The organism is Pedobacter sp. B4-66, assembly GCF_018492665.1.
Lineage (GTDB): Bacteria > Bacteroidota > Bacteroidia > Sphingobacteriales > Sphingobacteriaceae > Pedobacter.
The window spans coordinates 255,908-269,458 of the sequence record NZ_JAFVME010000009.1; the positions used below are offsets into that span (position 1 = coordinate 255,908).

Below are 13,551 nucleotides of genomic sequence, written 5' to 3' on the forward strand. Positions count from 1 at the left end.
ATAAATAAAAATTTTAGTGCACAATTACATTAGCCTTCTACCATCCGAAATTCTGTTTATAAACATCTCTACTGTAGTTGAGTTGGGCTAACGGAATAGGAAGATACTCATCACGGTTCTTCTTAAATTGAGCTTCCTTAAGGTAAGTTCTTTTCGACGATTCTTCCTTAAAATATTTGTTCAGGTATTCCGAGGCGATCCCCCATCTTACCAGGTCAAAAAATCTGTTCCCTTCCATGGCAAATTCAAGTCTTCTTTCCCACACTAATGCCTGCCATGCAAACTCCGGCGTCCAGTTGCAGTTTGTACCTGGTTTATATACATCCATTTTATAATTGGAGAAAAATGTACCATCTGCTAATTTCAGTTTTGAAGTACTATTAATTGCTCTTTCTCTGATACTATTAATTAAAGGCAATGCTTCATTGTGCCTGTTTAGTTTTATCAGTGCTTCCGCTTTCCAAAGTATCAGATCGTCGTAACGCAATACGTCAAAATTCTTTGAACTGGACATGAATGGCGGAATTTTCTGAAATGAAGGATCATCCGGAGCCACGGTTTCCTTCAACGTAGAGAAATATCCGTAGATCTGCGGCGCCCTTGCCCAGCTTTTTTGATAAACAAAATTTAAGCTGTACTTATAGGGATGCCCTGGAATAGCAACGGTATGATCAAGTCTGGGATCAAAAGTATTGTTCTTAAAATCGTCGCCCTCTTTTGCATCGTTATTATTGAAAGTAATGAACTGTGGAAGCCCGGCATTATCCGTTTTAAAAGAATTGACCAGATTCTGGCTTGGCAAATGGAAACCGCAGCATCCGAATTCCTTGTTCATAGGATAGTTAAGTGCAACGCCCATATTTAATCGTCCTTTTGGCGTACCGTCATCTTTTGAAAATTGAACCGCAAATACGGATTCCTTGTTGTTATCAAACTGGGTGAGAAAGTTATTGGCATAATCGGGATTTAACTCGTACCTGCCAGAAGCTGAAACCTGGTCAACCAAAGAAATCACCTCTTCAAGTTTGGCGGTGGAAACAGAGGTCACATTATGTTGCTCATCCTGTACATAGGCCTGATAAAGCCTCACTTTTGCCAGGTAAGCCATAGCTGCCTGTTTGGTTACGCGGCCTACCTGATCCTGAGAAACCGGAAGATTGGCTACACCGAAGTTAAAATCGTCGCCGATCTTGTTCCACAGTTCATCATTTGTCATTGCTCTGTTTGAAACCGTTGCGTAGTCTTTTTCAGGAAGATTTTCATCGATATAGGGCATATATTTATAAAGGATCTTCAGCATAAAATAAAAATGTCCCCTAATGAACCGTACTTCGGCTTGTCTTTCTTTCTTTAAAGGATAGGCACTTTCATCTATCTGATTTATCCTTCTGAGTGCATCATTTGCACGGGAAATGCCAACATACAAGAAATACCACATCTTATCGGTATTTCCAAGCTCAGGGCGATTGGCTGAAAAAAGCTCGTAGCTATGCCAATCGGTATTATCTCCCGGGCTATCGCCGCCTTTATAGGCATCGCCGCTACGCATGCTTCCCCAGGGCCAAAGCGAAAATGAAGTATGTATATCATCATTTCCAAGACCGGAATAAGCGGAAATAACCATTTTATCGATATTTTCCGGAGTATTAAGTGCTTCTCCGGAGATCACGCCCTGAGGTGTTTCATCGAGCGCCTTTTGGCAGGCAGAGCTAAGCAAAACCATACCAAGTATTAAATATTTAAACCTTTTCATATTTGTTTTATCTGGTTGTTTATCTGATTAAAGGGTGATGTTTAATCCAAGCGTATAAATTGCCGGGATTGGGAATGTACTGCCTGGTGCTTCAGGATCCGGGCCAGTATATTTTTTGTTTTTTATGGTCAGCAGATTGCTCCCCTGAAGATAAAAGCGCGCCCTCTTAATGTGAATTTTATTAGCTAAACTTGAAATATCATAGCCGATCTGTGCATTTCTTAAGCGCAGATATGAACCGGGCTCAAGAAAATAAGTAGAGAATCTGCTTTCATCATTCCTGTTAACAAGCGTTAGTGCCGGAATCGCTGAACCTGTGTTTTGTGGTGTCCAGGCATCAAGCGTTCTGCTTCCCCAGTTTGTACCTGGCCATATTGAAGAGAAATCAGTATAGATCTTGCTTCCATTATTTACCATAACACCTTTTACCCCTTGTAACAGAAAGCTAACATCAAACTTTTTATAGTTTGCAGTTACATTTAGTCCATAAGTAAAATCCGGATCACTTATGCCAATGTAATCACGATCCGAACCGTTCACCACACCATCACCATTAACGTCTTTATAGCGGATCCTTCCAATTCCTTTACCATTCTGAGTGGCATGTGCATCAACCTCGGCCTGATTCTGAAACAATCCATCAGCAACGTAACCATAATAACTACCAATAGATCTGCCGAGAATAACTTTGTCATTTCCGTTACCAGGAAAGGCAGTCAGTGAGTTTTCTGGAAGCTCAGTAATCTTATTGCGGTAGGTGGACACATTTGCCGATAGCGAGAAATTGAAATCGTCACCGATCTTACCATCATAATTAACCATAAATTCTAAACCCTTATTGTTCATGGAAGCACCATTTACCCATGGATCACCACCTTCACCAATCACAGCCAGGCTTGGTGGATTCAGCAGGATGTCAGTGGTATTTTTGATGAAATAATCAACAGACCCGGAGAGTTTCTGGTTAAAAAAGCCAAAATCTATCCCGAAGTTTGATTGAACTGTAGTCTCCCATTTTAATGCACTGTTCCCCCTTTGAGTTTTGGTAAAACCTGAAGGCAGCTGACCGGGATTACCCCCATTGATGTCGTAAGCACTTCCTTTATCCCTGTTAAAAGTATTATCGGTACCAAAGATAGCAGAGTAAAGATCATATATAGCATTATTGGGTATAGACTGGTTTCCGTTCTTTCCCCAACCATAACGAAGTTTAAAATCAGACAATACCGGAATCAAATCCTTAATAAAATCCTCCTCACTCAATCTCCATCCCAGCGAGAATGCCGGAAAATAAGCATACCTGTTTTCAGATCCGAATTTTGATGAGCCATCTCTTCGCATGGTAAAAGATGCCAGATAACGGTTTTTGAAACTATAATTTGCCTTTCCAAAAAATGACAGAAGCGAATTGCCGCTACCGGAGCCCCCATTATCTATATTTGTAGAGCCTGCATCAAGATAGGCGTAGTCGATGTTCTCCAGTGCATACCCCTGCCTCGATCCATAAAAATTTTGCGCGGTGAATTTAATCTGTTCGCTTCCTACCTGTACCTGAAGATCATGCGATCCGATTGTTTTCCTAAAATCCAGGGTATTCTGCAACACCCAGTTTCCACTGTAGTTTTGACTGGTTGTGACCTGGTTTGCGGGATCCACCAAAAAGCCGGAGACATAGGACTTCCTCAATGTTCTATCGTAATTCCCACTATAATCAATACCGATGCTAGATCTTAGAGTCAGCTCGGGAATGATTTTAAGGCTCGCATAAGCATTTCCGAAAATACGGAAGAACCTGGATTTGTTCTGTCTATTATCCTCGATCAGTCTTACCGGATTATGACGGTCAGTCATTCCGACAGCTGGCCCGCCCCATCCTCCGTCAACCGTATGTACCGGAACAATAGGTTGCGCTAATAGAGATAAGTCTACAATAGATTCTGCCGGAACTGATGTTCCTACACTGTAGGTTCCTGATAAGTTTTCTCCAATAACCAACCTGTCATTGAACATTTTATAATCCGAATTTGACCTTACCGTTGTTCTTTTGAGAGACGACCCTCTGATGATCCCTGAATTATCATAATGGCTTACTGAAAAAAGTGAGCTACCCTTTTCACTCCCACTGCTGATGGTAAGGTCATTGCTTTTAATAAAGGAGGTCTGCGAAATCTCGTCGAACCACCTGGTATCAGCCGGCCTCATTGTCTTTGCGCCATCAATAAATTCAGGATAGATGATGTTATTCAGTACAGGATTATTGAAATCCCCATTCCAGTTATATTTATAAATCGGATTGATGTTCGGATCATTGCCAGAACCATCATTTACTGCTGCTTGCCAATATGCCCGACCGCGTTCTTCGGTATTGAGCACCGAGACCTTTGTAACATAGGATTGAGTTGAGATAGAGGAATTAAAATCGATTTTCGTAGTGCCTGATTTTCCCTTTTTTGTGGTTACAATGATTACCCCGTTGGCAGCCCTTGATCCGTAAATTGAGGCAGATGACGCGTCTTTTAACACCTGCATAGATTCGATATCAGCCTGATTGATCTCATTCAACCCTCTTTCTGTCGGAATCCCATCAATCACATAAAGCGGATTGTTATTTCCTATTGTTCCGATACCGCGGATCCGGACTGTCGCACCTCCACCTGGAGAACCATCGGTAGTAATGTAGACTCCAGGTATTCTTCCCTGAAGTGCTTTGATAGGGTTACCAAGCGGAACATCCTTAATTTGCTCCGTTTTAATTACGGAGACAGCACCCGTAAGATCTGCCTTTTTCTGGGTCGAGTAGCCTGTAACTACCACCTGATTGAGATTACCTGCATCGTATTCCATTGAAACAGAAATTTCATTTTCTGCTCCAACTACAATAGAAACAGGTTTCATTCCGATGTAGGATAGCGTAATCGTTTCATTAACAGCAGTGCTGATACTGAACTTCCCGTCCTGACCGGTTACTACAGTCTGCCGACTGGATTTTACCGTTACTCCTGAAATAGGAACTCGGAGATCCTTGTCGGAAACGGTACCCGTTAATGTTTTTTGCTGAGCATATGCCCCCGCGCAAAAAAACAATAAAATCATCATTAAGATTTTTTTCATAATATTTGGTTTTTTGGTTATAATCTTAAATCGTTGATCAGGCTCATAACTTCTGATTTCCGATTTGAATCCAGCAGGGTCTAAAACCGCTCGGTAGACGACCCCTGGATAATTGTTTTTAAGCATGCTGCACCACTTTAATCGTTTAAATTTTATGTTTAAAAAAATGTGCTCTCATAAGCACTCACTTTAATCGTTTAAATTATCAGTTTTAAAAAATAGACATCGTCATAGTATCACTTTAATCGTTTAAATTTTTCTGTAAAAAAATTATTGCTCCCTGCATGAAGCACCTGAAATAATCTTTGCTTCGAGGCTTATCTGTTTGATATGATCACTCCCATTCATCAACTCCATCAGGTTGTTTACTGCTAAACAACCCATTTCCATCAGCGGCTGACGGGAGAAAGTAATTGGAGTGTAGAAAAGATCAAATGACTCTGATTCATCAAAACTTAACACAGAAATTTGTTCAGGCACATTTATTTTTTTATTACTGAGGTATTTAAGCCCATTGATTGCCAGTATATCGGTAGCAAAAAAGATTGCATCACATGGCATAGGCGCTTTCATGAGCAGTTCGATGCAAGTGGTAACGTCATTTTCTCCGACGCTATCAATCTGCTGAAGCCAAAATTCCTCAAAATTGATATTATTCTGCTTTAATGCATCAGCATACCCCTTGTTACGCTCTAACAGATGAAAAAGCGTTGTGCGATAATTTACAAAAGCAATCCTGCGATGTCCTTTATCGATCAGGTATTGCGTTGCGTTATATGCGGCTTTATAGTTATCTAATGAAATATAATTGCACTGTATTTCGGGAAAGTGACGATCGACAAGTACAAATGGGATACCGGAACGCTGAAGCACTTCGATCTCGTTTTCAGAACCTTCAGTAGGAACTAAAATCAATCCATCTACCCGACGGTTAACAAAAACATTAATCAGCTTGGCAAATTTTTCGGCATCTTCATTGGAACTGCCATAAATTACTGTATAGTTATTTTTCTTGGCCTCTTCTTCAATTGATTTGGTTATTCCGGTACTGAACCTAAAATTTATATCTGCAACAACAAGGCCAATCGTATGTGTCTTTTGAGTCTTCAAACTTTTGGCTATTTGATTTGTCTGGTAGTTAAATTTTTGTGCAGCTTTTATGATGCGTTCTGCTGTAGATTTATTGACCTGCTTTTCTACTGCCTGACCATTGAGTACATAAGATACCAATGCCGTCGAAACGCCAACATATTCCGCAATGTCTTTAAGGTTTACCTTTTTCATCTATCTGGTTAGTATAAAAAGCAGGTCAATATATGGATTTAGATTTTCTTAATTTTTAAGTGCCGCTATTTTGACATTTTTGATTCCGGTTTCATCCGATCTGAACAAGAGTTTTTCAACCTTTAAGTCCGGACGGAAAGCGATCATAGTGCGTTGACCTGCAATTTCAGTGTCGATCTGTGAACCGCCAAACTTATCTTCATATTTAACAATCATCCGAACAGTGAACGGTTTATCTGTATTGGCCAAATTTTCAATAGCATAATTACGAACACCGGTTGGAGAACCTCCTTCACGTAATGATTTCTCCGCAGCTGAGAAATGCTTAAGTTGTCCTTTTCCATATTGTGCTTTTCTTGCTTTTGGGCTAATTTGGACTTCACAAGCATGATTTTCTCCGTCTGCACCTAGAAAAAGAGCTCCTAGTTTTCCTGTTAAATCGGTACCCGGTTCTACATCAAATGTTAGCAGGAAAGAAGAAGATCCTGTGGCAAATGAAGAAGTCTCTTTAATTTCTTTCGCCAATGATTTTTCTTTTTGGGTCGCAGGAATTATTTCCTCCATCCATTTTGTTCCAATTCTACCATCAGGGGATTGTACCATTTCATGGATAGTCAATGATCCACCCCATCCCGCCATAGGAATCCAGCCGGCCAATAAGAAACGGCCGTCGTTTATTTCTGTCACAGCTGGTACGTTCATCCCATTGTAAAAGTCTAACCCCGCTTTAACACCATCGACAAATTTATCTTCCGATGCTTTTGCCGGCTTTGACCAAAAGCCGGTAAAACCACCGATAACATAATCATAATTTCCCCAACGGAAAAAGAATGTACAATCGCCCCCTGGAGGGAAATCAGGATTGATAGATCGCCAACCTCCATCGATGGAATTTGATCCCCAGGTTCCTTTCGCTCCATAATTCGCTAACATGCGTAAGCGTCCTTCGGGATCAGTATAAACACTTGGGTTTTCACAAGGATGGAATAATATTTTTGTTTTCTTGAAATTACTGATACCATCTTCACTGATGGAATAAGTTGATCCGGCTGGATAGCCTGGAATAGTATCATAGCGGAACGAGCCCGTAACACCGTGTTTATTGTAGTATTCCCATTGTAAAGGCAAGGTAGTTTGTTCCTTCGGATAGATTCTTGTAGTGTGCAGACCGTAACTAATACAGAGCTTATTGTCAAATATAAAAGGGGTGCCGGTTCCCAATGTTTCCCACTGTTCCTCTATCGGGGTCGCGGCATCATGTTCAGTCCAGGTTTTGAAGTCAGTTGTGGAGAGGTGCTCGAAGTAATGCGCTCCTTTTCCAAATTTACTGGCATGTCCCCTGCGATCAAATAAATAAAATAGGTGATAACGTCCTTTATGATAGAAAGTAGCAACATCACCTACCCAAGTGTTATGCCCAGAAGGCGTCCAATACTGAATCTCATCTGAAGTACGAGGTGTCTGCAATGCTACTTTTTGTGGCTCAATTCCCGGGAAGAAGATTTCTGCTTTAGCAACAATTGAAGGATCTATTTCCCAAGTGCTTTGTTCTCCCCATTTTGGATAACCTAAGGCGAAATCGTTGTCAAGAAGCTCATTATCTACATACAAAGTCCATCGAACCCCTGAAAAATGGAGCACTACTTCATGTTCACCCTGCGGTTTTTTCAACATTGCCAGGGGAATTCCTATAGGCATATCACGTGGACCTTTAGATTCCGTAGGAGAATGAAGTCGAAGCGCCGCTTCCAATACAGGAATAGACCCATCAGGCATTGGAAAAGCAGGATAGTTTTGTTGTTTCCGATCCTTCGCATCATGTTTAAAAGTCTTTACAGTCAGTACATTTGGAATTTGAAGAAGATCCTTGATGGAGTTTTCCGCTTTTAGGTTAACCAACATTTTGATGGTAAAACTGCTACTGTCTGACGGTACTGCAAAAGTTCCTTTCATATTTTTCGGCGAAAGCGCACTTAGCGCTGAACCTTCCGCAAAATGCCAGGGTGAGGAACGTAACACAAGCTTAACAGCCTCTCGCTTTGGCGCGCAGCCATGGAAGAGCAGACTGCCGATGATCATCAATATTACCAAAGAGGAATTAAGTAATTTTTTTTTCATTGATTTATTATTAAAGTTTGCAATTAAGGTCTTCTGACAGCGAAAGCATCACTGCAAAGACCATGTATATGCTCTTATAGAAATTGGCTCGACTCACGAACGACAATTTCTCCTGCTAAGTTTATTGTAATTGGAAAACGGTTATTGTCCTTTAATCTTCGCATCAATAATTCAATGCTGATGTTGGCAATTTCTTCACAAGGTTGCCTAAACGATGTTAATGAATGTTTGAGGTGTTTAGAATATTTCATATCATCATAGCCACAAATCAAAACATCTGAACAAATCTCCACTCCCAAAGCATCTAAAGAGGACATTAAAACGGCAGCAGTAGAATCATTTGCACATATGATGCCCGTCTTTCCTGAAGTTATTTTCATTTTTTTAACGAACTCCAAATCTTCAGGATTGCCACAAAACAGATTATTGGCCGTAAATAAACGTCCCTGCTTTTCTACCATGTCTCGAATTCCCGAAATACGTAAATCGATAGAACTTGCAGAATCCGGGCGATAGAAAAAATGTAGTTCCTCACATCCCTGATCAAGGAGGTGCTTAGCCATAACAGAACCGGCGTTAAAATTATCAACGGATACAACATCGAATGCACGGCGTTCCGGAGAAATTCGGATATTCCGATCTATTAGAACCAGAGGGATACCAGCATCTTGTATTGCGTTGCAAATCTTTAGATTCAACTCATCTGCGTCTGGAGCTCTTTCCAAAGGGGAAAAGAAGATTCCATCTACTTTTTTATTGATGTAACTTTCACAATAGCTTTCGATCAGCATCTTTCGAATCTCAGCACTGCCAGCTGTTGCACCCTCCCATAAGCAATTAAAGCTTCCGGCTTCGGACTGGCTCAACAGTTGATCGTTAATAATCGAAAATATCTCTGATTCTCCTGCACCAGGCAATAACAACCCAAAGGTATAAGTGGTATTTGAATGTTGATGAGTAACAATTGTTCCAAGACCCTTGGTTTTCTGAACGAAGCCTTCATCCTGTAACTGATTGTAAACTTTTGCAATAGTAGGTCTGGAAACTAAATATTTTTGAGCCAAGGTTAGTTCAGCGGGCAACATCGAGCCTTTAGGAAACCTCTCCTTATGGATTTGATCTTTTATTGTATCGTAAATAGTCTTGCTACTAATTTTACCTTTCATATCTATAGGTAATTTATAATGGTTCGTTTTCAAATGTAATATTTATATTTATAACACATTACATTTAAACATATAAAAATGTAACAAATTTGTTCTAAATTATATTTAATGCAGTTAAAGCTATTTAATTTAGTGACATAAAACATTCTTAACATGCACAAAAAACAACAATTGTTTACATTCAAAAACCATAAACAAAGATTTTAAATTATCTAATAATATAATTTAAAAAACTAAAAATCAGTAGATTAAAACAAAACATAAACATAAAAACTAGCACACAATAAATAAAATGTAATCTTTATTATATATAAATGTAAACTTATTATAACAAAAAAGCATATTTATGTTTGCTAACGTAAAGTAAGTTTATACATTTGCGCCTGTAGACCGATAAACAAGATTGGTGAAAATTTAGCGTAAATTAGATAGAGAAAAAAAGTATGGATATGCACTTTGTTGGAATAGATATTGGTACCAGTTCAATCAGTGGTGTAGCTTATAATTATGAAAACAAAGAAGTAGAATCAATAACAAGAGATAACGATTCCAACCTTCCTTCACCAAAAAGCTGGGAGAAAATACAAGCTCCTGGCCGCATTATGGAACAGGTACAGGAAATATTGGCGGACTTTTCGTCGCGCTATCCGAATATTAAAGGGATTGGCCTTACAGGACAAATGCATGGAATACTTTATGTAAACCATGAGGGGGACGCTATCAGTCCTCTTTACACCTGGCAGGACGGAAGAGGAAACCAATCCTATTTAGAAGACAAAACCTATGCTTCTTTTCTTTCTGAATTAACAGGATACGATTTGGCCTCAGGATACGGACTTACGACTCACTTCTTTAATAGCATTAATGACTTGGTGCCTAAGGAGGCTAAAAAAATCAGTACAATTATGGATTATGTGGTCATGAAACTTGCCAACAAAAAGACTCCATTGACTGACTATTCAAATGGAGCAAGCCTTGGATTCTTTGATTTAGAAAAATTGGAATTTGACCACGCTGCGATAGAAAAGGCAAACATCGATTGTAAATTATTACCAGAACTAACTCAATCAACCACCTGCTGTGGCTATTTCGAAGACCGTATTCCTATTTACTCTGCTATTGGAGATAATCAGGCTGCGTTTTTAGGCTCAGTAAAAGACCTCCATAAATCCATTCATATTACAGTAGGCACAAGTAGCCAGATTTCAGTGTATTCTGAACATTTTTTAAATGTTCAGACATTGGATACACGTCCTTTCCCTGGTGGTGGATACCTTCTAGTTGGTGCAGCTTTATCCGGCGGACAGGCTTTTGCAATGCTGAAGACTTTTTTCGAAAAAACATTGGAGAAGTTTGCAGCAAAGATTCCCCTAGGCTTAGATATCTATCAAATCATGACTGATATTGGGTACAAAGATAATTCGAATGATCTTCCTGTCGTTGAAACCCTTTTTAATGGTGCTCGTTTTACCTCGCAGAAGAGAGGTCATATCGAAAATATTTCATTTGACAATTTCACTCCAGAGAACCTTATTCTTGGGTTTTTAAAAGGCATTAGCCTTGAACTTTTTAATTTTTACCAACATTTACCCTCGGAAATCAAAAATGAAAAGCATGTTATTATAGGCTCGGGCAATGCACTTAAAAGAAATCCGTTGCTATGTAGCGCATTCGAAGAGCAATTTAAAACCCAGCTAATCTGTTCAAATTACCAGGAAGAAGCAGCGTTTGGTGCTTGCTTAAACGCAATTATAGGCAGTGGATGTGGCTTATCCACCAATGGATAGCTATAGTTTCTCTTTGCCATAAAATCTATCACATATTGTTTCTTATGGTCTGCATTGGCAACTTTTTTACCGGGGGTTTCCTCCAATGCAAAAATAGGCGAAACAGCTAACTTAGCAATGTGGTTTAGAATTGATTAATTCTTTTTTTGCTGCCCAGGTGCAAATGGTTTTGCTGATTTTGATCCCGTCCCTTTTTTTGCTTGTCCTGGTGGAACTTTACCACTGTTACCTGCCGTTCTTGTCGTGTAGCAAGAAGTCAAGAACAAGAAACTTGAAATTGCGAGTACAAAATATATCCTTTTCATATAAAATTTCGAAATGTAGTACTAAATGTATGCCAAAAAGTTTATTCACCATTTGACCCAGCTCCTGATGGTTTAGAATCTCCCTTTGTCCGCTCTGCCTGAATTATATGACGTTCAATATGGTATACCATAAAACGTAAGGTATCGCCCAATCTCAACCTGACCATTTTAGTAATGGAAATTGGAGTTTTCAATTTTGTCATATCAACATAGCTCGCTTGCTCAAGCAATGTTTTTAACAGTTGCTGTTGCTTTAAAAAACGATCGACTGTGGTCAATGTTAAAACAGAACCTAATGGGTTTTTATCCTTTGTAGTCGACATTTTCTTGATTTTACCCGACTTTGCACTAATCATGTAGACAAAATAATCTCCAATGAAACCGCTTTTAAATATTCCAGGGGTTTTATTTGGTTTTTGAGATAGAATTGCTTGTTCTATAACCGGAAGGTAGAAATTACCATAAAGGTTTAAATGCTCAATACATTCCAATGCACTCCACTCTGCCGGGCTATTTTTTTCATTTAACTGATCGATCTCAAGGTCCTTAAGTTTTTCAACCGTATGAGTTGACCATGCTGTTGTGGCCAACAGCTCTTCTATGAGCAGGCTATTCGTTATCTTCATCTTTGTTACTAATTTACACAAAGATGAAAACAAAGTACTTTCTGACTATTGATTGAAATCAAGAATTTCGAATTCTGCTAAGTGTTTCAGGGGTCATCCTCAAATAGGAAGCGATATACTTTAATGGAACATGCTGGAACAGATCTGGACTTCTTTCCAGTACGCGCTTTAACCGTTCTGTTGGTGATACGGTAAGCAAATCAACCTCCCTTTCCATTTGCTGGCTAATTACTGTTTCCAGTAAATGACTATATCCAATCAAGCTTTCAGTATCTTGATTCGCTATCCCCTGCACCTTTTCTTTAGATATCACCAACAATGTAGTTTTTCTAATCGCCTCCACATAAAACTCAGAAGGGCTTCCCTTAAAATAGGAAGAAAGGGAATTAATTATTGAACCCTCAAAGCCGAAACGAATGGATTGCTCCTCATATTCTGATAGTAGAAATACTCGGACAGCCCCCGATTCTACATAATACAGGTTCTTCTCTACCTCTCCCTCTTTAAGTATAAAGTCGCCTCTAGAATAGGTTCTTTTACTTCCAACAGTCTTTAACGAATTAATTAAGTTTAAAGTAAAGGTTTGTTCACTGGTCATGAGGGCAATTAAAATAACTAATCTAAGATACAAATTCGTGAACATCTACAATGATTTACAACCTAAGATCATCGTAATTGAATTGTATACGCAGTGTGTATACAATTCAATTATGATGATTATTTCTTAATGCTCATGTTCACCTTCATGTACCGGGTGCAATTCAAATTTCAAGTCCAGATCATTGGCTCCTGCAAACTTAGCCGAAAAATTTACATCATTCCAGTTTGCAGCCGTTATGCTGGCTTTTACTCCAGGGTTAAGATGACGAAGCACATAGCGGAAAGTAAATCCGGTTGCTGTATGCTCATCAACCGTTAAATATCCGGTGACACCAACATTTATTTTCTTATTTTCTTTATCCCTATCTGCATAAGCATAAGTTAAAATACCATCCGGGGCTCCTAAAATAAATGCCTGATGGATGTCGTGTTTTTCAAGAAATTCTTGTTGCATTTCGCGGTTTGCGAAATCAAATGACCTAAGTGTTAGTTTGTAAGTTTTACCTTCAATCAGGTGAAGATGTGTACCTACCGGCGGCAATCCCTTACTATCAAAAGTAATAATGGTAGACTTTGCTTCGGCAATAGGGTTGTAATGATAATGATCGCCGTGGGCTTCCCGCTCAACCTCAAGAAAAGTGAGCTCTGCCTTGCCAATCTCTTCTTCCGGCACTTCTGGCTTTGGATCTTTCTTACAGGCGTTAAATGTGATTGCGATAAGTCCTACTAAAACGACTAAAGAGTAATTGCGTAATTTGTTCATGTTGTAAAGTATTATATGTTAATTGATAAGATTTATTC

Annotated in this window: 9 protein-coding genes; 1 reads left to right on the forward strand and 8 read right to left on the reverse strand. The window is 39.3% G+C overall.

Annotated features, from left to right (window positions below):
- Positions 1 to 37: 37 nt before the first annotated feature.
- The 5 genes from J1905_RS16135 to J1905_RS16155 all read right to left on the reverse strand — a co-directional run bounded on the left by J1905_RS16135 (position 38) and on the right by J1905_RS16155 (position 9,432).
- Positions 38 to 1,753 carry a RagB/SusD family nutrient uptake outer membrane protein gene (locus tag J1905_RS16135; RefSeq protein WP_214228324.1) on the reverse strand — a complete coding sequence of 572 codons (1,716 nt, stop codon included), beginning with the start codon at positions 1,751 to 1,753 and terminating at the stop codon, positions 38 to 40.
- 27 nt (positions 1,754 to 1,780) lie between these two features.
- Positions 1,781 to 4,864 carry a SusC/RagA family TonB-linked outer membrane protein gene (locus J1905_RS16140; RefSeq protein ID WP_214228325.1) on the reverse strand — a complete coding sequence of 1,028 codons (3,084 nt, stop codon included), beginning with the start codon at positions 4,862 to 4,864 and terminating at the stop codon, positions 1,781 to 1,783.
- A gap of 270 nt (positions 4,865 to 5,134) precedes the next feature.
- Positions 5,135 to 6,148: a LacI family DNA-binding transcriptional regulator gene (locus tag J1905_RS16145; protein WP_214228326.1), complete on the reverse strand. Its 1,014-nt coding sequence runs from the start codon at positions 6,146 to 6,148 to the stop codon at positions 5,135 to 5,137.
- A 48-nt stretch (positions 6,149 to 6,196) separates the two neighbouring features.
- The gene (locus tag J1905_RS16150; protein WP_214228327.1) at positions 6,197 to 8,266 is read right to left on the reverse strand and encodes a glycoside hydrolase family protein; all 2,070 of its coding nucleotides are present in this window, start codon (positions 8,264 to 8,266) and stop codon (positions 6,197 to 6,199) included.
- Between the two features lie 74 nt (positions 8,267 to 8,340).
- Entirely contained in the window at positions 8,341 to 9,432 is a 1,092-nt protein-coding gene (locus J1905_RS16155; RefSeq protein ID WP_214228328.1) for a GntR family transcriptional regulator, read from the reverse strand.
- Between the two features lie 443 nt (positions 9,433 to 9,875).
- On the opposite strand from J1905_RS16155, the gene J1905_RS16160 reads away from it, so the two are divergent.
- A complete protein-coding gene (locus J1905_RS16160) occupies positions 9,876 to 11,219 on the forward strand; it encodes a sedoheptulokinase (protein ID WP_214228329.1) in 1,344 nt (447 codons plus the stop codon).
- A 346-nt stretch (positions 11,220 to 11,565) separates the two neighbouring features.
- Here J1905_RS16160 and J1905_RS16165 read toward each other — a convergent pair whose 3' ends face one another.
- The 3 genes from J1905_RS16165 to J1905_RS16175 all read right to left on the reverse strand — a co-directional run bounded on the left by J1905_RS16165 (position 11,566) and on the right by J1905_RS16175 (position 13,513).
- Positions 11,566 to 12,150 (reverse strand): DinB family protein, encoded by a 585-nt coding sequence (locus J1905_RS16165; protein WP_214228330.1) that lies wholly within the window; start codon positions 12,148 to 12,150, stop codon positions 11,566 to 11,568.
- 58 nt (positions 12,151 to 12,208) lie between these two features.
- A complete protein-coding gene (locus J1905_RS16170; RefSeq protein ID WP_214228331.1) occupies positions 12,209 to 12,748 on the reverse strand; it encodes a Crp/Fnr family transcriptional regulator in 540 nt (179 codons plus the stop codon).
- Positions 12,749 to 12,874: 126 nt separating this feature from the next.
- Entirely contained in the window at positions 12,875 to 13,513 is a 639-nt protein-coding gene (locus J1905_RS16175) for a hypothetical protein (protein ID WP_214228332.1), read from the reverse strand.
- Positions 13,514 to 13,551: the final 38 nt, after the last annotated feature.

Coding starts and splice junctions, on each gene's coding strand:
- J1905_RS16135 (WP_214228324.1), bottom strand. CDS start 1,753: ATGAAAAGGTTTAAATATTTAATACTTGGTATGGTTTTGCTTAGCTCT.
- J1905_RS16140 (WP_214228325.1), bottom strand. CDS start 4,864: ATGAAAAAAATCTTAATGATGATTTTATTGTTTTTTTGCGCGGGGGCA.
- J1905_RS16145 (WP_214228326.1), bottom strand. CDS start 6,148: ATGAAAAAGGTAAACCTTAAAGACATTGCGGAATATGTTGGCGTTTCG.
- J1905_RS16150 (WP_214228327.1), bottom strand. CDS start 8,266: ATGAAAAAAAAATTACTTAATTCCTCTTTGGTAATATTGATGATCATC.
- J1905_RS16155 (WP_214228328.1), bottom strand. CDS start 9,432: ATGAAAGGTAAAATTAGTAGCAAGACTATTTACGATACAATAAAAGAT.
- J1905_RS16160 (WP_214228329.1), top strand. CDS start 9,876: ATGGATATGCACTTTGTTGGAATAGATATTGGTACCAGTTCAATCAGT.
- J1905_RS16165 (WP_214228330.1), bottom strand. CDS start 12,150: ATGAAGATAACGAATAGCCTGCTCATAGAAGAGCTGTTGGCCACAACA.
- J1905_RS16170 (WP_214228331.1), bottom strand. CDS start 12,748: ATGACCAGTGAACAAACCTTTACTTTAAACTTAATTAATTCGTTAAAG.
- J1905_RS16175 (WP_214228332.1), bottom strand. CDS start 13,513: ATGAACAAATTACGCAATTACTCTTTAGTCGTTTTAGTAGGACTTATC.